Below are 25,735 nucleotides of genomic sequence, written 5' to 3' on the forward strand. Positions count from 1 at the left end.
TGTAACTATGAAAAGGCTAAAAACCATTGCTCCCCATAATTTTTAATGTGACCCCAAATAAGGTGAGGTGCACAGCGAAAATAGCATAGAGCACAGGGCCCACTAATGCGGGCATGTATTTCTAATGGGGTCTATTTGGGTTTTCACAAATGGATTTTTCGTTGGAACTACCAGCTCTTCTCTTCAAGATTGAGAGCATACATGATATTACTCTAGAAGAAAGCGACAAACAATCCACTCACCGAAATCACACTCAAAACAAGGGTAACCATGATGGCCATGGATACCAAATCGGGGCGACAATTATATTGTTTGGCAAAAACAGCTGTTAAAATGGCCGATGGTAATGCGGTTTCAATAAATACGATTTCGCGCATCATACTGGTAAACTCAGGTGAATTGGTGAGGACAACCGCTAAAACAGGTTTTAGAATAAGTTTTAATAGGACAGCAATGGCCATAAACAAAAAAACATGACTCATCCTTTTGAATTCAATGATTAAACCGATAGTAAATCCTACCAATAAAAAGTTAGCAGCACCTACAATACTTAAAAAATTAGTGGCTGTTTTAAAGGCAAACGAAGTCTGATTTATGGGTAAAAAAGACATTCCGAAACCAAAAACTAGAGCGAAAAAAATGGGGGAGGCAAAAAACTGTTTAACTGATCTTGAAATGGCACTTCCTTTTACTGCGGCATCCCCGTAAATCATGGCAATAAGTGGGCCTAATATAAACAGGAGAAGGCCAACCCCAAACTCACTGGTGACCACTGCCTCTTCTATAGCCATGGCATTACCAGGGAAAATTTGTTGTATTAATGGATAGCCAAGCATGGAGGTCATCCCAAAAGCAGATACTAGCATTAGCGCTCCTTTCTCTCCAGAATTAAACTTAAATAAGCTTGCTATCAACCAAGCCAAACCAAGAATCAACAATTCAATGGTCGCCATTATCAAAGCCATCCATAAGAATTCCACATTGAAAGTATGGAGAGCAAGAGTTGAAAAAATGATTGCGGGAAGCGTCACTTTTAATACAATATTAGCGAAAAACTTACTGTCCTCCTTCTTTAATATTTTAAATTTTTTGAGTATTGTGGTAAGGAAGATAATGGCAATAATCACCAAGACCCCTTCTAATAAACTTGTAGTTTCATTCATATGGTAAAGATAGGAAATTGTCAAAACTGTTTTTTTGGACAACAACTAAATTAGCTCAAAGGAGAACAAGAAACATCCTTAACTAATATTCTGAAAATATGTGGTCATTTATGGATGAATATGGGTTTGAAAAAAGTATCATTATATGGAAAAGTCTGAAATTTATGAGAACTTTGATTAAACACAACAGACCGGTATAAAACCAGCCTGTTAAAAAATATATGATAATTTACTCCTCTTTTACTTCACAATAAGTTTTTCAATCTGGTAAAAATCATTGCTAAATTGAATTTTTACCATATAAATACCGCTGTTTAAGACCGAAACATCAACTTCAGAATTATTATTTGAAAGATACTCTTTTTTTACTACTTGTCTTGCACCATTCAATATCACAAAACTTTCTGCTTGATCGGTATTATGAAGGGTAATTTTCAGCTTATGAACAGATACAGGGTTAGGATATATTGAAAATCCTTGTAAAATATTTACGCCATTTTTTTGGCACCACCTTCAGCACTTAGATTTTGAGGGGGATTATTTATTAATGTGCTTTATCCATTTTGACCAAATGTTGTAGCAACCATAATAAGCAGCCCAATAAGTATTAGTAGGCCAATAATTAATGTTTTTTTATTAAACTTATCCATATTTGTTTTTACTTAAATTTCTATATAAACATTTCGTGATCAGCAGCAAAAGTAAGTATGCAAATAATAATAACAGTCTCATCTTATCAATTGAGACCTGGTTTATAAACATTATGGGTCTTTACACGTCGGTTGAGACCATTATATAAGCCTACAAAATAATTCTTGTAGCATTTATTTGTGTTTTTTCGCAATATATTAATGTAGAAATTATCCTAGCAAACAAGAAAGATAAATTATTTAAAAAAAACAATTATTGATAGAGTAATTCCGTCAAACCATACAATAATTAGTATTCTTATTTAAGGCTTAGAAAAAACTAAATCAAACAAGCTTTCCTTAAATAAAATTAGTTAGATTTGTATACCTGTTTTAAATACAAAAAGAATACGTAATCATCTATGAATCAAATTATTCAAACATTATTATACCTAGGTTCTATTCAGGGATTTTTACTTAGTATATTTTTGTTTTCCATAAAGGCAAATATAGTTTCGAATAGATTATTAGGCTTATTAACACTAATATGGGGTATTATTATAGCAGCATTTGCACTCCAAGAGGAGGGGATGTATGTTCGATTTCCTCATTTACTTAAAGTATTTGATCAACTCCTCTTTGTTATATTTCCACTTTTATATTTGCAGGTAAAATATTTGATTTCCAATTATAAGCGATTTAACCCGAAAGACCTAATCCACTTTTCGCCTTGGTTAATCATCATATTACTGAATTCGGAATTTTACTTAAGTAATGGTGAAGAAAAATTCTTTTTACTCAATAATATGAGTTCTTACTATGAGCTTCTTCATATTGCCAGCAGTGAAATTGTTGCGATTCAAGGCGTTATTTATTCAATTCTCGCATTAAGACTATTATCAAATTACCAATATCAAATAAAAGATTATCAATCTAATGTGGATAAGATGATCCTGAAAATTCAATATATCGGTATCTCCCTAAGCCTTTTTGCCTGGTTAATTGGTATTATTGGTATCCATCTCGAATTCTTCAATATTAATATAGGCGTCGATCTTTTTAATTTCGTTTACTTAACTCTTGTATTAATTATCTATGTCATTAGTTATTCTGCTATTAAATCGCCAGAGATATACAAACTTGATGTAAACCAAATCAATCTAGGCTCAAATAGTAATCCTCACAAACCTGTCAAAGGTAAAGGGAAGCCATTTGTAAATGATGTTATTTCTGAAATAAAAAATAAAAATGTAGTTGAAGAGCTCGAAGATCCTATCATTGAAGAGATAAATACAAACCTCCTTAGTTATTTTGAAAAAGAAAAACCCTATTTAAACCCAGAACTGAGCCTTCAGGAACTTGCTGATGATCTAGATGTAAAACGATATCAATTGTCAAATATTATTAATCAAAAACACCAAAAAAACTTTTATGAGTTTGTAAATCAATTTAGGGTTGAAGAAGTTAAAAAGATGATGATCGACCCTCAAAATAAGCATCTAAAATTGATCAGTTTAGCCTATGATGCAGGATTCAATTCTAAGGCCAGCTTTAACAGAATTTTTAAGCAGACAACCAGCATGACCCCCTCGCAATTTATTATCGACCACCAAACAAACTCTTTAGTATAAATCATTTAAGGATTTCAATAATTTATATAAACTAGTGTAGCTATTTAAAAACCCGCTTCTTTATGAAACATCATTTTTTGTTTAGTGAGGGGATGCGAAAATTCTAATGTATCTGCGTGTAAATACAAACGATTAGATTTTTTTCCATATAAATCATCACCTATAATCGGAATATTCAATCCTAAAACATGAGAAGCATGAACTCGTAATTGATGTGTTCGTCCAGAAATAGGATAGAAATGAATTTTCGTTTTCCCATTTTTCCGTTCTATAACTTCCCACTTTGTTTCTGCTGGTTTTCCATGCTCAAAACAAACCAGTTGCCTGGGTCTATCATCTAAATCACCTCGAAGTGGTAAGCTTATTACTCCGGCATCATCATTTACAATCCCATCTAGTAGCGCAGTATACCTTTTTTCTACGGTTTTACTAATAAATTGACTTTGTAAATCTTTATGTGCTTTTTTGTTCTTTGCCAAAACCAATAATCCAGAAGTAGACATATCTAATCGATGAACGATAATAGGGCCAGAAACATCTTTTACTTGCTGCTTAATTCGGGTATATACCGAATCTTGAATGTGAATTCCAGGAACCGACAAAAACTCCTCAGGCTTGTATACCACTATCAAATGTTCATCTTCAAAAATGGTCTCGAGCTCTTTGCCAATAGCAGGGTTTACTAACATGGGATTGGTATCCATTTCGATTCCATCCAACATATGCTTTAAAATCGGCTTACACTTTCCTTGACAAGCTGGATAAAATTGCTGATGTTTTCGTATTTCTTTACTTGGCGATTTTCCCCACCAAAATTCAGCCATGGCAATAGGTTTTAATTCATTCAAAAAAGCATATTGCAATAATTTTGGAGCAGCACATTCTCCAGAACCCGCAGGAATATTTTGCTCAGCAGTTTCAACAAATAATTCCGATAGGTTCTTGATTTCTTTTTTTGAATTCAAAAACTGATATTGTTCAAATAAGTAATCCTGCAGTGCCGCTGATTTTGCTTTGCGTTGATCTTTTAAAATAGTTATTTGATTGCTGAAAACCGATAGTTTTTCTTGGAGCGCCTTCAAGGTGTGTTCCCAATAACGATTTACATTATTGAAAAAATATTTGGCTTCTAAGCTTTCTTTATTCAAAGCCTCTTCAAAAGTTGCGTATGCTTCTTCTGATAATTCTAATTGTGCTTTTACTCTTCGTAAGTTCCGCTCTTTTTTTTCAAATTTCAGGGCTTCCTTTTTTTCTTGAATATCAATGGCCGCTTTCTTCTTTTCCGCTTTTACCTGAGCTAGCAATTTTTGATATTCAGAGCCCTTCTCCAGATTTTCTAATTCTATATTGATCCTATTTAAAATACCCTCCTCTTGTAGAAAATAGGAATCCTTAGTCAGCATATCATATACTGGTGGAACAAATTTTTTATGCTGATTTTTCTCCGCCAACTTTCCTGAAACAGCGGTTATATATCCAAGTTCATTTTTCTGGTTTTTGACCACTAGGACTCCAAACATTTTTCCAATAACCATTCCTTTTTTAGAAGAATCCATACCAAAATTATGCTCAAAATCACTTTGTGTTTCCAAATAATATTGCACTTCGTTTGCAGCTAGTTTACACAAAGGATGTGGTTCATAATAAAAGGGAAATGTAAACTTGTTGGGAAGTTTAAACTCGTCTACTGGAGTGGAGAAATATTGAAAATGTGTTTGCACAATGCTTAATTAAAATTCTGGGCAAATATACTGTTTTTGATTGCCAATATATTTATGAAAATTTGGTGCCGTCAATCTTTCTCAAAGCAATAAATCGGTCAGTTATCACTTCTATTTCAAGTTTGTACTCATCTGCAATATATTCTATCGTTTCCTTTCTGTAGATGAACACATGAGTGGGGTCCTTTCTATAACTCCAATTTCTAAAGCTAATCTGCTCATGATATAAAATGGTCATAATCAGTAAGCTTCCATTTTCATTTAGTAATGATACCAGCCGGTCTATTTCTTTTTTTGGTTGATAAAAATGCTCAAACACCTCGCAACTGGCAATATAATCGTAGCTATGACTTAACAGGTTTTCTTTAGGAGCAAAGAAGGGATCGTATTGAACAATGTCATAGCCTTTCTTCATAAGTTCGCTCGAGATAACAGGGCCGGTGCCACTTCCAAAATCTAATCCTTTATGTGCTGCTAAGAAATTCTCAAGGATAAAATGAGTAATAGGAGAGGTAAAGTCTTGATATCGAATATCAGTTACATCATTGATGTGAGCTTCGTAGATTGCTTTCTCCTCATCAGCATTTAAATAGTGTGTTTCGTCTAATAGTATTGCTTTACAAATATCACAATCATAATAGTTCGTATCTATTTTATGTATAAGTGTGGAACCGCAGAGTGTACAAATCATTTCTTGAATGGGCTTTGTTTTTTAATGTCTAATCTGCTAAATTAAAATACATTTTTAACATGCGATAATTTTTTATTCTGACATTAGAAAACATGTCGTTAGTACCATTTGTTTCGTTTGTGTATTAGCCTGCAACCTAAACAGCCATTCATTCAAATGTAGGTAAATGAATCCTGAAATACTCTTGCAATCATCCTGCAACCCCTTGTTAATATTGCAATGTACATATTTTTTTAATCTATATTTGCAGCCAAATTTTAGCAAATATTAAATTGAAGAAAGCATTCTCCATATTATTCCTATTTGTCTTTTTATATAACTTGGTGGGTTATTATATCGTATTTAATATGGTTCAATTTCAGGTAAAAGATGAGGTGAAGTATTTAATAAAACATTTTGTTCCTCAGGAAGAGTTGGTGCTTATATCCATTGAAAATAGCAAGAGTTATTTGCTCGCCTGGACAAAACCCAATAAGGAATTCAGATATCAAGGACAAATGTTTGATATAGTTGAAAAACAAATTAAAGACAACAAAATCATATACTCATGTATACACGATTTTAAGGAAAGTAAACTGTTCGAAAATCTGGACATTCATATCAAAAATTATATTTCTCATCATCCAGAGCAGCAAAACAAAACCAAGAACCTTCTCAATATAATGGCAAAACTCTTTTTCTTCCAAAGAAATACCTTGTTATTGGAAAGCCATAGTCGTATTAAAAAAATAAATACTATATATATTCAAAACTATCAATCTATAGTTTTAGATTTACAATATCCCCCTCCTCAGAAAGAGCTTTCTATATTCTTCCTATAATCCAAAATCAACATTTATGTATCCACAAATGAAAGCATTAATTCATTGGGCATCTTAAACAAATATGTATAAATTTGTGCCATAAATGAGCTTGTCGATTAGTCGAAACGGCTCTAGGATTAGTTTAGAATTTTGTGTTCTAAACACCAATGTTTCAAATGGGTTTTGGATATAGTATTCGATTATACCTCTTGTGAGATGAGGTAGAAATGAAGGAAATGGTATTTTGTAAAACCAAGTCATTAAAGTATGATTTCTTTACATTGATCCAATCATTTTTAAATAGATTAAATGAAAAAAATATTAATAATTATCATAATAAATTTCATCGTTTTATATGGTCACAGCCAGATTCTAAAAGTGATCAATGAGAACGATTTACAAGGCATCGAGAATGTTTTTGTTTTCAATAAGAACAATACGCTGATTACAAATAGCAAGGGAGAAGCAGATTTGAGTGCTTTTAACAAAGATGAGAGCCTTAGCTTTCAACATACTTCCTACGAAACCTTAACTATTAGCTTTGAGGAGCTCCAGAAAATCAAATTTATAGTAAAATTGAGCGAAAGTGTTTTAAAACTAAACGAGGTAGTAATCTCGCAAAACAGGTGGGAACAAGACAAACGAGAAGTTCCCAATAAAATCACAAGCATTTCTGCCAAGGAGATCGGATTTTCAAATTCCCAAACCACCGCCGATGTATTAAGTTCTTCAGGAGAGGTGTTTATACAGAAAAGCCAGCTGGGTGGCGGAAGCCCCATGATTAGAGGATTCTCTACCAATCGTATTTTAATAGTAGTAGATGGGGTGAGAATGAATAATGCCATTTATCGCTCTGGGAATTTACAAAATGTGATTTCTCTCGATGCCAATAGCATTGAAAATATGGAAGTGATTTTCGGACCAGGATCTGTTATTTATGGTAGCGATGCCTTGGGTGGAGTCATGGATTTCCATACTCTACAAACTCGTTTATCAGAAAACGATAAGCCAGAATTTAAAGTTAATGCTATGACTCGTTATTCCTCTGCAAATCATGAAAAAACAGGTCATTTCGATTTCAATATCGGTCTTAAAAAATGGAGCTTTCTCACCAGCGTGAGCTATAGCGATTTCGACGATTTAAGAATGGGAAGCCAGGGTAACGAGGAGTATGTGAGACCCGAATATGTGGATCGAATAAATGGACAAGATTCAGTGATTCAGAACTCAAATGAAAATATTCAGCGCTTTTCCAATTATAATCAGCTTAATGTCATGCAAAAAATCAGATTTAAACCCAACGAAAATTGGAATATAAATTATGGTTTTCATTATTCTAAAGTATCTGATGTGCCTCGCTATGATAGATTATTAGAATATAGTGGTGACAGATTAAAATATGCAGAATGGTATTATGGCCCTCAAATTTGGATGATGAACGATTTGAGTATCGAATATTTCAAAAGCAACCCTTTCTTTGATAAAGCCAAATTGGTAATGGCTTATCAAGACTATGAGGAAAGCAGACACGATCGTAAGTTTGGAAAGGAAGAGATTAGAGAGCGTACAGAGAAAGTAAAGGCACTATCTGCCAATCTGGATTTTGACAAGCAGTTGAGTAAAAGAACTTCCTTGTTTTATGGTTTAGAAGCGGTTTATAATCGAGTAAATTCCATAGGTCAAGAGCGCAACATTTATACTGATGAAACCAATCCTTATGCCAGTCGCTATCCTGATGGAAGCCATTATTCTTCCTATGCAGCCTATGTAAACTATAAGAATAATATAAACGAGCTATTTACTTTTGTGGCTGGTTTAAGATATAGTCGCGTAATGATGGATGCTGATTTTGATACCACTTTCTATCAATTTCCTTTCGATAATATCTCCATCAATACTGGAGCTTTAAATGGAAGTTTGGGTTTGGTGTATCGCCCAACCGATACTTGGCAATTTAATTTCAATGCCTCCTCCGGATTTAGAGCACCAAATATCGATGATGTAGGTAAGGTATTTGATTCAGAACCAGGAAGCGTTATTGTACCTAACGACCAATTAAATTCGGAATACGCTTATAGTTTCGACTTGAGTATTTCAAAAACAATCAACCAAAAAGTAAGTATAGAAGCATCGGCCTTTTATACCATTTTACAAGATGCCATGTTGCGCCGCGATTTCACTTTCAACGGTCAAGACTCTATATATTATGATGGCGAGCTGAGCAAAGTTCAAGCGATTGTTAATGATGGTGAAGCTTATATTTACGGATTTAATCTGGGAGTTTATGCTGACTTAATGAAATATCTAAGCTTTAAATCAGTAATGACATACACCAAAGGTGAGGATATGGATGGCATTCCATTGAGGCATGTGGCTCCATTATTCGGAAGCACCCATTTCATCTTTAAATTCCATAAGTTTAAAGCCGATGTTTATGCCATTTATAACGGAGAAATATCCTATGAAAACCTATCTCCAGAAGAATATGAAAAAACATATATGTATGCCACCGATAGCAATGGAAATCCATATTCACCATCTTGGTATACTTTGAATTTGAAGATGAGCTATCAGGTCAATTCTTATTTACAAGTTAACTTGGGAATGGAGAATATCATGGACCACCGTTATCGCCCATATTCTTCAGGGATTGTAGCGCCAGGTAGAAATATTATAGTAGCATTAAGAGCAAGAATATAATTCAATATAATCAGATATATTTTGGTGGAATTTTGTGACCTATAGAGGGAGCTGAAATCCACCTTTTTTTATGTGAAGAATCTGTGTTCAAGGAACGTTTCTGGGTTAGTAAGGTGTATTATTTGTTCAAAAAAAGAGGACCGCTAATAGTCGCGAATTAAATAGATGCTCGCGTTACTCGCAAAAAAAGGATCCACGGATTACCACGGATTTAGCGAATTATCGCGGGTTTGATGGTAAGGTTGATTCAACATGCTTCTCTTATTATGGAAGATTGCTTCGTTATACTTCCTCGCAATGACCCTCCTTCAAAGGAAATACTACTCAGGTGTTTCATAGAAAGCATGGTCATGGCGAGCATAGCGAAGCCATCTCCATAAATCTACTCCTGATTTAAGGAGTGCCATTCCAAGGTCAGGTGCTTATGTGGATACGTGGTTGTGAGAAGAGCGAACCCTGAAGGTCGGAATAATGCTATACGCCATATAAATATAGCGATATTAATAGCATCGTCATTATCCGATGCATCAGCACTTCAATATAAATAAGCATAAGTTTCAACCCATGCTAACAAGTCACACTATCTTTTGGTCAGCCAGAGCATTTATTTGAGATGAGTTTCTAAATGCTGACCGATAACTGAAATCTAATCCTATGGTAAAAAAAGATAAGATTCCAATTCAAATCCCACTTAATCTCACCTAATCTCCACCAATGAAACCACATTAGAAAAATCAGAATTACAATAAACAAGATAAGATTCTTGCAAATTCTTTAGCACCGATTTGAGTTTCTGTTTAGAGACTTTAAAACCATTTGATTTCAAATCATCAAACAAGTCCTCCATAGAACAAACTCGATTACTAGCAGCCTTTAAAATGAAAGCATAAATAGGCTCCTCAAAAACTAAACTAGCAATTTCTTCTCCTTTGCAATACTCCGAATAATAATAGATGCCATTATTTTCAAGCATTTTATAAGTGAAGGTTTGGGACTTATAGTATTCCTCTATCTCTTCCAATTTTTGCCATTCTTGAAAATTAGCAGGTGCATCTTTTTCAAAACGGAATAATCTGAAACGAGTTTCGCTATTCCACATATCTACAGGAAGCATAGAAGCCAAACTATCCACATTATATTTGGCTAATTCCTCCTCAGGCATTAAAGCATAATATTTGGTCATAGATGACAATACCAAATTCACATACATATGAGAGAAATCCACCTGCTTATTATTATAGAAAAATCGGAGGTAATGTAAATTACCTATGCATTCTTGAATATCTTCTTCAGTTTCTCCGGGCACATGTTTAATCACATTCACCACAGGATAAATACCGTTTTTAATGGATTCTTTCACAAAGAATATATTATCGGCAAAACTATTGCTCTTATTCATTTTTTTGAGGAGGGTATCACTCAAACCATCGTATCCTATAAATAAGTTTTTGAAGCCAGCCACAGCCATTTTCTCCATGAGTTTAGCATCAAATTCTGCATTGGGAATCATTTCGGCCCAAAATTCAAAGTCCTCTTCCTTTTGGTATTTGAGTTCTATGAGTAAGTTTAGTAAATGCTCAAAGTGTTCTTTGTTTCCGAAGGTATCGCTGTCCACAAAAGAGAAGGTAGTGAAGCCATATTCTTTATAGATTTCTGCTATCTCGTTTACCACACATTCTGGACTTCTAGATCTCAATTTATAGCCTTTGTTGAAGTCGCAGAACTGGCATTTTCCCCAGTGGCAAGCCCTAATGGTATTGATGGGGATATTGATGAGCTCTTGATTCTCATGCTTGGGGAATTGCGCCACATAATCTTTATAATCAGGAAAGATATAATTTTCAAAATCTAAGTATTCACTTTTATTGGTATCTGACTTTTTAAGATCATCAGGGTCTTTATACCAGATACGAGGAAGCAGATTAAAATCAGGATTCGTTTTATCTAATTCCTGACTGAGTTCCAAAAGGGGATATTCTCCTTCGCCCCAAGTACAGAAATCGAAATAAGGGCAAAGCTTCATGGCCTCCTCAGCGCTATCCTGACTCCCAAAACCACCCAAAACTATTTTTACTTGTGGGGCTCTCTTTTTTACTTCTTCGGCCAATATCATCCCTGGAATCCACTGGTTATATTTAGCAGAAATACCAAATAACTGGACCTCCTCAAAATTGATCTTATCCAATTCTTGCTCCATAATACTGATGATATCTTGCTTTTTATCTTCTAAGAATTCCTGATAATAATGAGGATTGACGGCTTTATGAGAAGGATCTAATTTTTGAAGCAGAGATAATATTCTTTTATTTCCATCGGTATTGCTTTGTCTATCGTTGAGCAAAGAAAGAAAGGGCAAAAGTCTGATTTCAGTGTCTTCGCTATCTGTATATTCCGACATCCCCGACCACAAAAAATTCCAATATTTAACCTCGGTTTCTATGCCATGATTCTCCATCATCGTTTTCAAAATAGAAAGCGATATAGAAGGACTATAAATATCGGTTGGAGGAAGGCAGTTGAGAAGGATTTTCATTTCTTGAGTTTAGAAGCGCAAAAGTACACAAAAGCTTCAATAGTATTTAAAGTATGTAAATTACTTAAAGTTGGAGCTTGGTGTTTTCTTAATGAACTCTTCTTCATTTTGGGTTGAATATTAAGTATGAGTAAAAGGGCTTGCGTCTTTAATGTGTCGCCCGGATTCGGAAATACGCGCTAGCTGAGACCAGTATCATCCGTGTTGTCAGAAGTTTGTGCTACCTAGGCCGCTGCCCTTTTGCGCACTTTGCGAAAACCTTTGCATTTCCTTTGCGTGAAAACTTATCTGTGATCATCTATAAAATCAACATCATCCCCCGTTCCATCTTTTCAACCGAAAACAATACCTTTGCCTACCAAAAACCAAAGTAGATAAATGAAAAACTTCCTCCTAGTTCTTGTAGCCATAGTATGGGGTTCCACCTTTTTCATTATTAAAGATACCGTAGCATCGGTTCATCCTTTTTATATTGTTTTGGGAAGAATGCTCATGGCCAGTATCCCCATGCTATTGTTTGTCTTCTTTAAAAACAGGAAGAGTCTTTGGAATAAGAAAGCGATAATAAATGGTTCCATTCTAGGCTTGCTATTAACTACCACATATATTTCGCAAACCATCGGCTTACAATATACCAGTAGCGGGCATTCTGCTTTTATTACCGGAATTGCAGTTGTTTTAGTTCCAATTCTCTTAGTTTTAATTTATCGACAAAAAATCAAAAACCCCGAAGTGGTTTCTATTCTGATCGTTATGATTGGCCTATTCTTACTCACCTACGACCTCGATACCCATTTTAATAAAGGCGACCTCATTACTTTAATCACCTCTTTTTCTTTAGCTTTTCATATCATCTTGTCAGGCCGTTTTGTCAAAACAACGGATTCCTTATCGCTCATTACATATCAGTTTGTTTCTGGGAGTGTCATTTGCGCCATTGGTTCTTTTTTCGTGGCTTATCATAGTGGTTTTGAAGGAGTAATAATGAGTTCTGAATCGCTAATGGCCATCATGTATTTAGGAGCCTTTGGAACCTTATTTTGTTATTTCGTTTCAGTTTGGGTTCAGAAATACGAAAGTTCAGTAAAGGTGGCATTGATATTCTCCTTAGAACCTGTTTTTGCTGCACTTTTCGCCTTTATTTTCGTGAATGAAGTTTTGAGTTTTAAGGAAATAATAGGAACTATCTTTATTCTGTTGGGTGTATTGATGTATCAGGTTTTGAAGAGTAGAACAGCAACCAAGATATTTGGATGATATTATGGTTTTTCTCCTTAAAGCTTAAAAGCCTTTAAATGATATATAGCTTCTTTTGTACTGTTGCCGTAGGAAAGTATTTATGGTCAGAATGATTTTTATCGATTCAAATAATATGGCTATCAAGATGTGTAGTTTATTTTCTCATATCCCAAAATCTCTAATCCTTCACGCTTTCATAAGTCATTGGTTTGTATTTACTCTTTGAATTTCAGATCAAGATTTGCGCATCAATTTTACATGTCGGCTTTAAGCGCCATTCTTTCATCCAGCTACTTAGTTGTCTGTTTCTTAAAATTTCTATACAATAGCAAGCCATAGGTTTAAAAATTGTCGCTGGATATTTATATGAATTAGGCTTAGTTCTTTATGAGTTTTCAGGGCAAACGCGTACTTTTATTTTTCTAATTATTTTTAACAAAGCTTACGCGGATTTGGTGTGATTTAAATACATTCCTTAATGTTAATATTTTCGCACGGAAAAAATTTCCGCGCTAGCATTATACCTATAGATTAAACTGTTATCTTCTAAATATAGCTTTTTAACAAAGTATGCGTTCACCCTGTAATAGTTTTATTGAAAATTGTATTTTTTAATTTTTTTGAGTAACTTTATCAATCAATGAAAAAAGCTCATCAATATAAGAAACCATTTGGTAGCCAAGAGAAACGATTGCTTTGGGCCACTACTCGTTCCGTTTTGGAGACCGATCAATTTAAACACAAAAGGCATGGGAAAAAGAGTAAAAGTCATTGGAGTTATTTTAAAAGAATTCTTAACTTTTTAGTTTGGGGTGCAAAAATTTCAGGTTATTATAAAAAGGGATATGAGAATGCCAGGAATATAGAAATTAATCATTATAAATTAAAATTCTCTAATCTGCCTTCTAATTTTGATGGTTTTAGAATCCTCCACCTAACAGATTTACATATCGACTCCACCCCAGAATTATTACACAGTATTTTACATGTGGTAGATCAAGTAGACTTTGATCTGGCTGTATTAACGGGAGACTATCGTTCAGAAAGCAGTGGAAGCTTTATTCAAATATTAAAACCTATAGAGGAGCTTGCTAAATTATTGCAAAAGGAGTTTCCTCCATTGGCTATACTCGGTAACCATGATACTTGGCTCATGACCCAATATGAAGAGGATTTGAAAATTAGTTTTTTAGTGAATGAGACCATTGAGTTGGAAAGAGATGGTCAAAAAATTCTTGTCTCGGGTGCCGACGATCCATTCTCATATTATACAGATACTACCCTCCAGACTTTTAGTGATAAGCCTGGTTTTAAATTGGCATTGGTACATACGAGTGAGTTAGCCGATATAGCTGCTGATCATAATTATAATTTATATCTTTGTGGACATACACATGGTGGACAAGTTTGTTTACCAGGAGGAAAAGCCCTCATCAGTCACCAAAAAGAGGGAGATGAGTTTATCAAAGGCTTTTGGAAAATGGGAAAAATGCAAGGTTTCACTAGTAAAGGTTGTGGTGTTTCTGGAGTTCCGCTTCGTTTTAATTGCCCAGGTGAGATTACTGTTTTTACTTTGCGCAAATCTTTATAAATTTATTCCTACTTGAGAGAGTTATTTTGTTTCAAAGCACTTTTATGATGTAGATAGAAATATTTTGCTAAATTGACCCGTTAATACATATAATATATTTATAATGAATTTTATAATGCGAAAACTACTTCTCCTATCTCTTGCTATTCTTCTATTTATACGTGGTTTCACACAATCTATTAAAAGACAAACTGCTCCATCCTAGGTTCAAGATATTAAAGTTCTAGAACCTGATAGTTTGGTGGAAGAGGATTTACAATACTTCTTATCGATGCCAAAAAAATGTAATAGAGGAATCAATCTATATGCATTATGCAATAAAGTTGTTAAGTTCACAAGGAGTCCAGAATTTTTCTGAGCCTTTTTTTATTCGTTTAGGACGGGATTGGTCTATTAATATAATTTCTCAGTAAGCTTGATAAGAATAAAGCAGTAATATCTCCTATCCCAATCATATGTTTTTCTAGACATAGAATGGCTTAAGTTGCATACAAAAGGTATATAAGTATTTTTGAAAAAGAACGGCATAGATATCCCTAAAAACATAATATTAAATTGAAGAAATAGAAAGTCCTGTTCAGTATAGGAGTGTGAATATAATACTTCAGTGATTTCCAGCAATACCTAAACAGCATGTGTTGAATTCTAGCTCTTTGCCAATCTTCTCAAAGCCACCCATTGTTTCAACATTTCGCGAGCTTCGGTGGCAGGGTAACCTAAAACAGTACCTCCAGCCGGAACATCATTCATTACGCCAGAACCGGCACCGACGGTTGCGCCAGAATGGATGGTAACATGGTCTTTTATGCTTGCCGAACCTCCAATAATGACACCATCGCCAAGAGTTACAGAACCTGCTAATCCACTGCTACCAGCCATAATACAAGAACGCCCCATGATACAATTGTGGGCAATCTGCACCAAGTTGTCAATTTTACAACCGTCACCAATAATGGTTGAGCTGAATTTACCTCTATCTACACAGGAGTTGGCTCCTATTTCAACGGCATTTCCTATGACTACATTTCCAATTTGAGGGATTTTGTGAAGTCCTTGACCATCCTCACGAGGGCGATAACCAAAGCCATCGGCACCAATGCTTACATTGGTATGGAAAATACAATAGGCTCCAATTTCTGTTCTTTCGCGAATTACAGTACCAGACCAAACCACGGTAGCTGGGCCTATGATGGTATCGTCAAGTATGGTCACATTTGGATAAAGAACTACACCATCTCCTAGAACTACATTTTTACCCACATAGCTATTGGCGCCAATCTTACAGCCTTGGCCTATTTTTGCTGTTTCATGAACCACTGCTGAAGGGTGAATATCTTCTTCGAGCTGAGGAGGGCCCGGATCGAAAACTTCTAATATTTTAGCCATGGCCAAATCCGCATTTTTCACTTTGATAAGAGCGCGATTTTCTCCAGCTTCTAATTTCAAATTATCATTAACAATAGCAACACTGGCTTGAGATGCTTCCCAAAGTTTCACATATTTTCTGTTTCCAATAAAGGTGACATGGTTTACTTTGGCCTTTTCCAATTGCTCGGGTCCTTCTATTTTATGACTCGTGCTTCCTACTAATTCTCCTTTTAATATCTCGTTAAGCTCTTCTACAGTGTATTGCTTCATTGATAACCTCCTCTGTTTTGTTCGTTTTAAATTTTGGTAAAGCTATGAAAAAGGTAGAAACCTGAGATCGTTTTTTAGCTACAATATTTCAATTGAACTCATCAAAAGTTTTATTTCTAATGCTTTTCACGCAAAGTAAATGCAAAGAAAAAATGCAAAGATCGCAAAAGGGATTAGTCAACTGCTTGGAATATATGGTTTTGGAATGTGTTTATAAATACTATTTCACAAATTTCCCTGCATGTTTCACTTCATTATCAGTGCTAATCTGATAGAAATATATACCTGGGTTAAATGAAATGTTATTTAAAGGAAAACTGGAAGCATTATTCATTTGTGAGTATACTAGTTTTCCATTCAAATCGAAAATTTCAATATCATAGCTTTTGCCTTGCCATCCTTCAATTTTAAGAACTGAATTTCTGTTTATAGGATTGGGATAGATGGAGCTAGAAATCGTGTTTTCTTTTTCACTTACAGAACTACATTCAAAGGATTGTAATTTGATATCGTCAATCATCCAACCCGCTTTATTGGACGCTATATCATCACTAATGAAGTTGAATCGAATCATTAAGGAATCTGGATAATAATCTTTTACCCCTAGGCAATAAAGCCATTCAAATGATGCGGTTTCCCAGTCATCAGAACGACCACTAAATCCTGCGTTACCATTAAACAAGGTATCATTATCGTCATAAAAATTCTCCGAATAAAAATAATATCCTGGTGACCATTCACAATTAAACATAGTAGTATCATGAATAATACTTAGCCATGTTTCACCGTTATCGTAAGAAACATCAATATATCCTCCATCGGACAATGTATCGGTATCAAACTTATGTTTAAAACTGAGAATGGCTGGAGAGCCTTCAAACCATAACCAATCTTTTACAGAAACAATAAATGAAGAGTGGATATTCTCCCCATAACTTTGAAGCGTATCGGTTAAAATGGCATAGGGGACAGAATAGGCCTCGTCGAAATATTCTTTCTGAGGAGTCCCGATTTGCCAAATATTATTTTCTTGACTATCGTCAATCCAAATCATGGAAGAAGGGCTCTCAAAATTTATGGTTTCATTATACCACTGTGCGTAAATGTTGTTAAAACCAAATAATACAAGCAGTAAAAGGGTGTTTTTTTTCATTTTAAAGGTTGTTATTAGTGTTCATATGAGCAAATCTATATTTTTGAAATTTTATATGTTTTTATATTATTTATACTATTCAATTGAATAAGGTAGATGCCTTTTTTTAGCTCTGAAACGGAAATATTATCATCCCCAATCAAATATCCTTTTTTTATTATTTGGCCATTAATGTTTAAGATTCTATATTCTGTTTTGTTCTCAAATGGAATGCTAAAAGAAACATATTCTTGGGCTGGGTTTGGTGATATAGCCATGTATACTAATTCATCATCTTCCATAATTCCAGTTATATTACAATTCCATGGTTCACCAATAGAATTATCTTCATCATATTGCCTTAAGGTTCCAATATATTCTACATTATTGTTTTCATCAATCTTAAACTGCCATATATGATGTGCATAGCAGCCAGCCAAACAATCTCCCCAAGCTTTATTAAAATACAAGTATTTATCAGCACCTATAGATCTATAGGTAAAGCGGTTTCCATCTATTCCTGAATTATAATTAGGTTCTGCAATTTCAATTCCGTCTATTAATTTCAGTAAGGCCAAAACATAATACATGTTGATTTCTTGTTCAGTTCTTAAAGTAACATACCAATCTTTTATTTCAACATTAAATTCATATTTAGATATTATACTATCCAGAATTGGATAACCAGGGTCTTGATTGAGCCAGCTAATGATATTTGGGTTTTCAAAGTCAGGTACAAATAGAACCTGCTTAACTAAATATTCTTTATATGATTGATGAATACAATACATATCAATAACAGAATCTCTCTCAGGCATATCAAATTCATAATACACAGCAGAAAGGGCTTGCCAAACACTATCCAATACCAATGGTGGGATTTCTGCTGAGCTATAAAAAAGATTGGAATCACTTTCTAACACCCACTGAAGACAAGAATTTTTAACATCTGCATCGTAATGCTCACGGAGTATAGGGTTTATATCTATTTTTGAAGAATATTGTGCAAATGAATGACTGAGAACAGCAACAAATAACAAGAGGAAATATAGCTTTTTCATAAGATAAATGGTTTTGATAAGTTTAAGCTGTAAAGCTAAAAATAATAAGCTATGAAAGCAAAGTCTTTTTTTTACTTTATAAATACATATTAATTCTCTAAAGCAAGTTTACTATAAATAAAAAGGGATAATTGCCCATGCATGACCATCATCCCTTTTAAAAATAAATACTATCGAAGAATATTTCATCAAGAAAACTCAATCCACATCACTTTAAACTCTAAGTACTTTAATATACTTTAAGTACTATCTTTCCTTAAATCCCCTGTTTATTATTGGTATACTTGGAAATCAATTCATAGCGTAGATCTTGAAATAGCTTATGGCTTTTGTTCATTCTTTCTATGGTGATTTGAGTGAGGTATTCTTGAGCTTTTTTAGGATTTTTCTTGAGTAATTCCTGAGCCATTGCATCAATTCCTTCTTGTTCACTAAAGAAACTCGCTTCTAGTGGATCACGTTTTTCGTGGAGGGTTTTCACCGCATCTTGCCAACGCAAATAGAGGAGGTTATCCACAAAATCAACGCCCCAACGAAAGGAGTTTTCTTGGAAAGCAGTGGCATCATAAGTTTTATAGCATTCTGCCACATCCGTTACGCCGGAATAAATAGGAACATAAGTGGAAGTAAAAGCATTGTCCACATAGAACCAATAAATGCCACCCACTTCATTGGGTAGCCATCCCCTTAACTGGGTAATCATGCCGTATTCTCCTCGGGCTCTAGCTACATTTCTTCTTCTGTTTATCTTGAGTACTTTTCTCATTTCTTCTGTTGGAAAGGGTGTGGCAATTGGGCTTTTCACCATAGTACCACTATCGCTCGGATAATACCATGCTGAGGCATTTTCTTTATCATAGATGGTTCCAGAAAAAGTACTTCTTTGAAAAGCCATAATATCTTGAACGGAGATTTTTTTTTCTGGTTTTACGGAGAAAGGATATAAGCTCAATGGCTCTACCCACTGAGTATATTGGTTTTCACCATCCCAAGGTGAATCCGTGAAACGATTTGGCCAATCGGCATAGTTTGGAGCGTATGTGGCATAGAATAACCAGAAACGAGAAGTGGCCCATTCGCGAGGAATAGGAGCATAAGCTTCTTGCCAGATAAAGGCCTTTCCAGAATTTGGATCGTACCAACCACGGTCAATGGCTTCTTGCATATAATTGGAGGAGGCTCTATAATTGGCTTTATCCTCCAAGTGAATTTGTTTAATAATACTCCAGTTTGGAATAATCATGGCATGATCGTCTGGGACTCTTTGAGCAGCCCAAATACAACCAGGTTTTCCACTTTCGGGATCCCATTTGTTGCCTACACTAAATACTTCCAAAACCCAAATTTCTTCGGTATCTGCTATGACTAATGATTCGCTTTCTTCCACACAAGAAGGCAAGAATCCATAAGATTCTAATAATTGAGTGATCAAGACCAGTGCTTCTTCTGCAGTTTTACAACGTTGTAATGCAAAAGCTTGAGCTTGTTCTATGGTCATGATTTGCTTGCAAATGGTTCTGTCTAACTTTAACTCTTCTCGTTGACTTAAAGTACTTTCTCCTATAGCTAATTGATAGGAGTTCATTTGAGGATAAGCGGTTTGGAAATAGGAATTAGTCTCCTCTACCTGAGGGATCTCACCTAATACTTCACCATAATCACCTAAATCACGACCCAAGTCCACCATACCCCAATATACAGGAGCAAAGCTTCCTTTTTTAAACTTTTGTCCGGGGACCAAATGGATTCTACAATCGGGTCCAGCATCGGTGTGGGAAACTATAACAGACCCATCGGCTGAGGCTTTTTTTCCTACTGCAATCACGGTGCAGGAAAACATAGGTTGGATGCTCCATAGGAGGAGGGTAATGAGTAAGATCTTGTTTTTCATAAAATATTTTTTACCACAAAGGTTAACAATGTACTGCACGAAGGTAAAAAAGATATTCATGCTGTCACATTGTTTCTAGGCCTATTTGGTAATTCTTTTTGGGTTTGCGAATCTCCTAAAAACTGTATTGTAAATCTAAATATAGGTTTCGAGAGCTGTAGAATAGCCTAAATCATCTATGGTGCAAACCCTTTGGATATTCTCTGGTAAACGAGCTAAAATTTCATAGTTTAGTGAGTTATTCATATCAGCAAATGAGGTAAATGAGATTTCCATATTCCCTTGTTGACCAATCAAAACCACTTCGTCGCCAATATTGATTTTCTCTTTTATCATACTGATATCGCAGAGAATCATATTCATATTAACGCCTCCTATGATATGGGCTCTTTGGCCTTTCACCAACACATGGCCATTATTGCTAAGGGAACGACTATATCCATTGCAATATCCTACCGGTACAATCATGATTTTCATATTATTTTGTGCCTGAAAACTTAAACCATAACCTATAAATTCACCTTCAGGAACTGTCTTTGTTTCCATCACTTGAGTACGCCAAATAATCGCTCGTTTTAATGGGTCAGATTTATCTTTTCTTCTATGAATATAATTAATGAAAGTTTCTTTGGTAGGCCAATAACCATAAAGTAATACTCCAGTTCTTACCATATCTAACCTCGTATCTGGATAGGAAATGGTGGCAGCACTGCTTGCAATATGCTGCAGTTTTGGTTTGATACCATTATCGTATAATAGTTTCCGTCTTTTTCTAAAAACCACCAATTGCTTTTTAATCCTAGTATAATTGGCGATGCTTTCGGCACCAGCTAAATGAGAAGTTAAACCTTGAAGCATTAAATGTTCTTTATTCTCATTAATGATTGGAATGACTTTTTTTAATTCCTTTAATAATAACCCGGTTCTGTTCATACCGGTCTCCACATCAATATGGATTCGAGCAGGGATTTTAAGTGCTTTAGAAAAATCAATAGCCTTTATTAAGATTTCTATATTAGAGATATAAAATTCAATATGATGTTGAATGATCCATTTTAAGTCCTCCTCAAAAATAAAGCCCATGATCATGAGGGTGTTTGAGGAATCCATGACCTTAAATGCTTTTCGAGCTTCTGAGGATGAAAAAACAGCAAAATGATTGACTCCAGAATACTCCAAGGCTGGAATGGCTACTTCTACTCCATGACCATAGGCATTGCCTTTGATGACGGCTGAAATAATTACTTTGGGGCCTACCAATTGTCTAGTGAAGTGGACATTTGTTTCAATGGCTTTGCATTTGATTTCGAGTAGTGAAGTACTAAGCATTAAATATAAGGGTTTAATTATTTTAAATGATGATAAAGGTCTGATATTTCATTCTATTCAGATTTTATCACTATTCTATAAAAACCTTTTCCACAAATTTAGAACTTAAAAGGCGAGCTACTGCGAGGTAGCTAGGGTTAAGGCAAAGGTGGTCACCCACATTATACTTCTTAGATTTATCTTTATGTTTATTGTTTCCAATGTCTACAACCGTCATGTCAGAGGTGATTCCTACTAATTTGATAGTTTTGTCATCTGATGTTAGGCCTTCTTGATCTACATCAAGCAGTCCAAAATCTAGGATAGCCTTGTAGCTTTTTCTCGAATTGTCTTCATCTGCAAATTCAGCTGTATGGCCAATATTGGCTTCACTGATCACGCCATCAGGAACAATATCTTTTTCCTCTAATTCAATAATCTGAGTATAAAAATTAAAAGTATCCGTACACAAATCTAGAAATTGGGTATTATCTAAAGGGCTAGTACCAAAAAAAGCAGCTTCTCCAATTCTAAAATGATTAATACCATTAGGAATTGAAGAGGTCTCAACCATAGGAAGAGTGATGGAGCTTCCACCAGAAACTAAAGGTAATTTATCGCCATGTTTTAATTCAGTAAGCTCTTTATATAAAATGAGTTGAAGGAGTTTGTCGTAGGTTGGTTCAATACCGTACATACATCCTAAATTGCTACCAATTCCAACGACTTCAATATGGGAGAGGTTAAATATGTTTTTATAGAACTCAGCAAAGTCTTCTCGGTTCACACCTTCTCGTAACTCACCAAGCTCTATCATTACCAATACCTTGTGTATTTTACCTTGGTTTTTGGCCACTTCGTTTAAGGCTTTTATGGTTTTAAGAGAGGTGTTGGTGGAGATATCTGCATATCTCACCACATCTTCCAAATAAGCCATAGCTGGGGGTTTAATATAGATGGTAACGAGTTCTGGATTTAATTCTTTGAGGTTTTTGAGACTTGAAAGTCTTGAATCGCCCACCGAGTGTAAGTCTTTTACAATATCAGGAGTTAAGACTTTACTCATAAAATCTTTGTCTCCGCTAAACACCTTGGTAATTAAGCTCCAATGTATGTTGTGCTTATTCAGATAGGTGCTAATTTTTCTGATATTGCTTTTTATTTCCGTAATATTGATTTCTAAATAAGCCATATTGTTATTTATTATTTTCGTATCTCATTTCTGCATATTTTGTAGTAAATCCCATTCTTTCATAGAGTCTTTTTGCTGGATTGTCGTATTCCACATGCAACTTGATTCGCCCCTCACAATTATTAAAGGCTTTTGCAATGATTTGTTTACCAAAACCTTTTCCACGATAAGAAGCATCTACTGCTACATAGACTAAAATCCAATCTGGAATATAATCTCCCATTCCAGTTTTATTCATGATAAGTCCACCGACTAGTTTACTCTCATAAAAAGCAGCCAATGCATAACCACCTTCAGATTTTTCATCGCTAAAAGCATAGCTCAAGCATTTTTGAATATCTTTCTTGGGGTCGCCAAATTTGCCTAAATGGAGGAATAAAAAATCTACAAATTCATCTCTTGTAGTTCCTTTAAATTCTTGATTATTATTAATTCTTTTAATTTCTAACATGTGTGTTTTTATTTGATAATTGACTGATTAATAAATATATGATAAGCGAAGCAGAGATTCCGAAAATATTCGCATCTAAACCCAATGGCAGTTTCCATCCGGTTTCTGCTAAAAATATGGTTGTAAAGCCTCCTGTAATCATGGCTGCAAAAGCAGCAGTGGCATTTGGTTTCTTGGTATATAATGCCATCAGAACAGGAATAAACAGTCCGCTCACCATGAATGCATAAGAGTAGAGCATGAGCTCCAGTACATTGGTCATATAATTGGCCAAAATGATGGCTAAAAACCCAATTGTAATGGTAATAATTTGAGAGATTCTCAGATGTTTTTTATTGTTTTGCGAGGAAGGCCAGATTCGTCCCAAGATATCAGTTTGTACATTTCCTGAGGCGGCCATTAAGCAAGAATCTGCTGTGGATAATATAGCAGAGAAATAGGCTGATAACATTAGTCCCATGAGTCCTACGGGTAAAATGGTATTTAAGAGTAAGGGAAGTCCCATTTCTGCATCAAAGGCTGATCCTGTACTAAATCCTTGAGATTCAAACATGTTGTTTTCGAATGCTACACAGCTCATTAACCCTAAAGCCACTCCCATAAAGGCCATTAAAGGCCATTCGAATAAACCAGCAATATACCAGGCTTTTTTAGCAGTTTTAACATCTGGAGCAGCATAAATGCGTTGGTATAAGGTCATTCCCACAAACCAAATCGGAACAATGGTAAATAGCCAATTGATGATTTGTTGCCATTTGATATTCGTCAGGCTTAAAAACTCAGGAGCAAGTGTATTTTGTATGGCTTCGTAGCCTCCTACTTTATAATAGCTTATGGGAATACCGATAAAAATGAGACCTGCCATTAATATAATCCATTGAATAGTATCGGTATAAATAACAGCCTTTAATCCTCCAATAGCAGTATACACTACTGCAATGGCTCCCATGATAATCAATGCTGTTTGTAAGTCAATTTCTATGAAGGTTGCCGATGCTAGTTTAGCTCCTGCTAAAAGCTGTGAACTAGTAAAACCAATATATCCTATCGCTGATATAATTCCCGCCAAAAACGCTACTTTTTTGTTATAGAAAAAGCCAAATAATTGGGGGAAAGTATACCATTTTTCTTGATGTGATAACTGATTAACTCTGGGTATTAAAACCACGGCAGTGAGCCATGCTCCTAGTAATCCTGTAAAAAGCATCCAAGAACCGGATATGCCTATTAAGTACCCAAGACCACCCAAACCAATACTGAAACCTCCCCCAACATCAGTAGCGACAACGGATAGACCAATATGCCAGCTCCCTAATTTACGGCCGCCTACATAATAATCTTCTACACTCTTATTTTTATAATAAAAATAGAATCCAACAGAAATCATGGCAATAAAGTAAACCACAAAAATGATTATGTCTACAATATGTAACATAACAGAACAAGTTTTACTTGTGAATAATAAACGAAAACTGCTAAAAAGACTAATTTCCGGGAGGCCGGGCTGTGGAGCTAGAGCGTGATTTAATACGCTGCTTTAATTGGCTTATAATTGAGTTTTTTGAAGTTAATGGAATCAGGTTCCTTAAAATCATAAATCTTGTTTTTTTTGTGCATCGAAAAGTCTCATACTTAAGAATGCAGTATTTCTATTTTTTTAAAAGAGAACACAAAGATAAGGAATTCAAATGAATTAGTCTAATTTTGAGTTGTTTTTGGCAGGGCAAACTCACACTTTTTTAAGAAAATTAATTAAATATAATAATACCATATATTTATATATTATAGAGTAAATCACTCTTTTGCATTGATTATCTATATGTTATAAGGAATGAAAACAACAAATAATCTAATAAGTATTTTCGGTACTATAGACGATCCTAGAAGCCATATAAACCAACTTCACAATATATCCGATATCCTTCTTGTTGGAATAATTTCAGTGATTTGTGGCGCAGAAACATGGAAATAAATGAGAGAGTTTGCTCAATCAAAAGAAGTGTTTTTAAGAAAATTTCTTACTCTATCAAATGGGATACCTTCTGAAGACACCATAAACAGGGTGTTTTCAGCAATTGACAGCAATCAATTCGAAACTTGTTTTATTGAATGGGTAAATTCAATATCGACAATATAAAAAGTACAAGTAATCGCAATAGATGGTAAAACAATAAGAGGAGCAAACTCTAGAGGGAAAAAGTCTCCTGTTCATATGGTTAGCGCCTGGGCAAGTCAAAATAATTTATTTTTTGGGTCAAGTACGGGTAAATGAAAAATCAAACAAAATAACAGCAATTCCCGATTTAATAGAAAAACTGTGTATTTCAGGCAATATTATCACTATTGATGCCATGGGAACTC

At 34.8% G+C, this 25,735-nt stretch carries 18 protein-coding genes and 1 pseudogene; 6 read left to right on the forward strand and 13 right to left on the reverse strand.

Annotation, left to right across the window (positions count from 1 at the left end):
* Nucleotides 1–212 precede the first annotated feature (212 nt).
* Nucleotides 213–1,163 carry an AEC family transporter gene (locus HNS38_RS16155; protein ID WP_172284851.1) on the reverse strand — a complete coding sequence of 317 codons (951 nt, stop codon included), beginning with the start codon at nt 1,161–1,163 and terminating at the stop codon, nt 213–215.
* Nucleotides 1,164–1,403: 240 nt separating this feature from the next.
* Nucleotides 1,404–1,649, reverse strand: coding sequence for a T9SS type A sorting domain-containing protein (locus HNS38_RS21255; RefSeq protein ID WP_172284853.1), 246 nt, complete (start codon nt 1,647–1,649; stop codon nt 1,404–1,406).
* A 565-nt stretch (nt 1,650–2,214) separates the two neighbouring features.
* Between HNS38_RS21255 and HNS38_RS16165 the strand changes: the two genes are divergently transcribed.
* On the forward strand, nt 2,215–3,423 hold the full coding sequence (locus HNS38_RS16165; protein ID WP_172346716.1) for an AraC family transcriptional regulator: 1,209 nt from the start codon (nt 2,215–2,217) through the stop codon (nt 3,421–3,423).
* Between the two features lie 44 nt (nt 3,424–3,467).
* On the opposite strand, the gene HNS38_RS16170 is transcribed toward HNS38_RS16165, so the two are convergent.
* Nucleotides 3,468–5,144 carry a pseudouridine synthase gene (locus tag HNS38_RS16170; protein WP_172279661.1) on the reverse strand — a complete coding sequence of 559 codons (1,677 nt, stop codon included), beginning with the start codon at nt 5,142–5,144 and terminating at the stop codon, nt 3,468–3,470.
* A gap of 52 nt (nt 5,145–5,196) precedes the next feature.
* Nucleotides 5,197–5,835, reverse strand: a complete 639-nt coding sequence (locus tag HNS38_RS16175) for a class I SAM-dependent methyltransferase (RefSeq protein WP_172279663.1) — start codon at nt 5,833–5,835, stop codon at nt 5,197–5,199.
* Between the two features lie 272 nt (nt 5,836–6,107).
* Here HNS38_RS16175 and HNS38_RS16180 point away from each other — a divergent pair, with 272 nt between their 5' ends.
* Nucleotides 6,108–6,656, forward strand: a complete 549-nt coding sequence (locus tag HNS38_RS16180) for a hypothetical protein (RefSeq protein ID WP_172279664.1) — start codon at nt 6,108–6,110, stop codon at nt 6,654–6,656.
* A 291-nt stretch (nt 6,657–6,947) separates the two neighbouring features.
* Nucleotides 6,948–9,338 (forward strand): TonB-dependent receptor domain-containing protein, encoded by a 2,391-nt coding sequence (locus HNS38_RS16185; RefSeq protein ID WP_172346717.1) that lies wholly within the window; start codon nt 6,948–6,950, stop codon nt 9,336–9,338.
* Between the two features lie 697 nt (nt 9,339–10,035).
* Here the strand turns inward: HNS38_RS16185 and HNS38_RS16190 are convergent.
* Nucleotides 10,036–11,871 carry a radical SAM protein gene (locus HNS38_RS16190; RefSeq protein WP_172346718.1) on the reverse strand — a complete coding sequence of 612 codons (1,836 nt, stop codon included), beginning with the start codon at nt 11,869–11,871 and terminating at the stop codon, nt 10,036–10,038.
* Nucleotides 11,872–12,249: 378 nt separating this feature from the next.
* Here HNS38_RS16190 and HNS38_RS16195 point away from each other — a divergent pair, with 378 nt between their 5' ends.
* On the forward strand, nt 12,250–13,128 hold the full coding sequence (locus HNS38_RS16195) for a DMT family transporter (RefSeq protein WP_172279667.1): 879 nt from the start codon (nt 12,250–12,252) through the stop codon (nt 13,126–13,128).
* Between the two features lie 622 nt (nt 13,129–13,750).
* A complete protein-coding gene (locus HNS38_RS16200) occupies nt 13,751–14,701 on the forward strand; it encodes a metallophosphoesterase (protein ID WP_172279668.1) in 951 nt (316 codons plus the stop codon).
* 645 nt (nt 14,702–15,346) lie between these two features.
* On the opposite strand, the gene lpxD is transcribed toward HNS38_RS16200, so the two are convergent.
* The 8 genes from lpxD to HNS38_RS16240 all read right to left on the reverse strand — a co-directional run bounded on the left by lpxD (nt 15,347) and on the right by HNS38_RS16240 (nt 24,809).
* Nucleotides 15,347–16,339: a UDP-3-O-(3-hydroxymyristoyl)glucosamine N-acyltransferase gene (gene lpxD, locus HNS38_RS16205; RefSeq protein ID WP_172279669.1), complete on the reverse strand. Its 993-nt coding sequence runs from the start codon at nt 16,337–16,339 to the stop codon at nt 15,347–15,349.
* A 220-nt stretch (nt 16,340–16,559) separates the two neighbouring features.
* Nucleotides 16,560–17,492, reverse strand: a complete 933-nt coding sequence (locus HNS38_RS16210) for a T9SS type A sorting domain-containing protein (protein ID WP_172346719.1) — start codon at nt 17,490–17,492, stop codon at nt 16,560–16,562.
* 35 nt (nt 17,493–17,527) lie between these two features.
* Nucleotides 17,528–18,532 carry a T9SS type A sorting domain-containing protein gene (locus HNS38_RS16215; RefSeq protein ID WP_172346720.1) on the reverse strand — a complete coding sequence of 335 codons (1,005 nt, stop codon included), beginning with the start codon at nt 18,530–18,532 and terminating at the stop codon, nt 17,528–17,530.
* A 256-nt stretch (nt 18,533–18,788) separates the two neighbouring features.
* The gene (locus HNS38_RS16220; protein ID WP_172346721.1) at nt 18,789–20,423 is read right to left on the reverse strand and encodes a dipeptidase; all 1,635 of its coding nucleotides are present in this window, start codon (nt 20,421–20,423) and stop codon (nt 18,789–18,791) included.
* 135 nt (nt 20,424–20,558) lie between these two features.
* The gene (gene alr / locus HNS38_RS16225) at nt 20,559–21,752 is read right to left on the reverse strand and encodes an alanine racemase (protein ID WP_172279673.1); all 1,194 of its coding nucleotides are present in this window, start codon (nt 21,750–21,752) and stop codon (nt 20,559–20,561) included.
* 70 nt (nt 21,753–21,822) lie between these two features.
* Nucleotides 21,823–22,923 carry an alanine racemase gene (locus tag HNS38_RS16230; protein WP_172279674.1) on the reverse strand — a complete coding sequence of 367 codons (1,101 nt, stop codon included), beginning with the start codon at nt 22,921–22,923 and terminating at the stop codon, nt 21,823–21,825.
* 4 nt (nt 22,924–22,927) lie between these two features.
* Nucleotides 22,928–23,374, reverse strand: coding sequence for a GNAT family N-acetyltransferase (locus HNS38_RS16235; protein WP_172279676.1), 447 nt, complete (start codon nt 23,372–23,374; stop codon nt 22,928–22,930).
* Nucleotides 23,361–24,809 (reverse strand): sodium:solute symporter, encoded by a 1,449-nt coding sequence (locus HNS38_RS16240; protein WP_216663752.1) that lies wholly within the window; start codon nt 24,807–24,809, stop codon nt 23,361–23,363. Before HNS38_RS16240 ends, HNS38_RS16235 begins: the two co-directional genes overlap by 14 nt.
* A gap of 396 nt (nt 24,810–25,205) precedes the next feature.
* Between HNS38_RS16240 and HNS38_RS20595 the strand changes: the two are divergent.
* A pseudogene (locus HNS38_RS20595) lies at nt 25,206–25,735 on the forward strand (ISAs1 family transposase); the annotation flags it as partial.

The organism is Lentimicrobium sp. L6 (genome assembly GCF_013166655.1).
Lineage (GTDB): Bacteria > Bacteroidota > Bacteroidia > Bacteroidales > UBA12170 > UBA12170.

What these genes read in the sequence shown, in the direction of transcription:
- HNS38_RS16155 (WP_172284851.1), bottom strand. Translation starts at nt 1,163, where the DNA reads ATGAATGAAACTACAAGTTTATTAGAAGGGGTCTTGGTGATTATTGCC.
- HNS38_RS16165 (WP_172346716.1), top strand. Translation starts at nt 2,215, where the DNA reads ATGAATCAAATTATTCAAACATTATTATACCTAGGTTCTATTCAGGGA.
- HNS38_RS16175 (WP_172279663.1), bottom strand. Translation starts at nt 5,835, where the DNA reads ATGATTTGTACACTCTGCGGTTCCACACTTATACATAAAATAGATACG.
- HNS38_RS16185 (WP_172346717.1), top strand. Translation starts at nt 6,948, where the DNA reads ATGAAAAAAATATTAATAATTATCATAATAAATTTCATCGTTTTATAT.
- HNS38_RS16190 (WP_172346718.1), bottom strand. Translation starts at nt 11,871, where the DNA reads ATGAAAATCCTTCTCAACTGCCTTCCTCCAACCGATATTTATAGTCCT.
- HNS38_RS16195 (WP_172279667.1), top strand. Translation starts at nt 12,250, where the DNA reads ATGAAAAACTTCCTCCTAGTTCTTGTAGCCATAGTATGGGGTTCCACC.
- HNS38_RS16200 (WP_172279668.1), top strand. Translation starts at nt 13,751, where the DNA reads ATGAAAAAAGCTCATCAATATAAGAAACCATTTGGTAGCCAAGAGAAA.
- lpxD (WP_172279669.1), bottom strand. Translation starts at nt 16,339, where the DNA reads ATGAAGCAATACACTGTAGAAGAGCTTAACGAGATATTAAAAGGAGAA.
- HNS38_RS16210 (WP_172346719.1), bottom strand. Translation starts at nt 17,492, where the DNA reads ATGAAAAAAAACACCCTTTTACTGCTTGTATTATTTGGTTTTAACAAC.
- HNS38_RS16215 (WP_172346720.1), bottom strand. Translation starts at nt 18,532, where the DNA reads ATGAAAAAGCTATATTTCCTCTTGTTATTTGTTGCTGTTCTCAGTCAT.
- HNS38_RS16220 (WP_172346721.1), bottom strand. Translation starts at nt 20,423, where the DNA reads ATGAAAAACAAGATCTTACTCATTACCCTCCTCCTATGGAGCATCCAA.
- alr (WP_172279673.1), bottom strand. Translation starts at nt 21,752, where the DNA reads ATGCTTAGTACTTCACTACTCGAAATCAAATGCAAAGCCATTGAAACA.
- HNS38_RS16230 (WP_172279674.1), bottom strand. Translation starts at nt 22,923, where the DNA reads ATGGCTTATTTAGAAATCAATATTACGGAAATAAAAAGCAATATCAGA.
- HNS38_RS16235 (WP_172279676.1), bottom strand. Translation starts at nt 23,374, where the DNA reads ATGTTAGAAATTAAAAGAATTAATAATAATCAAGAATTTAAAGGAACT.
- HNS38_RS16240 (WP_216663752.1), bottom strand. Translation starts at nt 24,809, where the DNA reads ATGTTACATATTGTAGACATAATCATTTTTGTGGTTTACTTTATTGCC.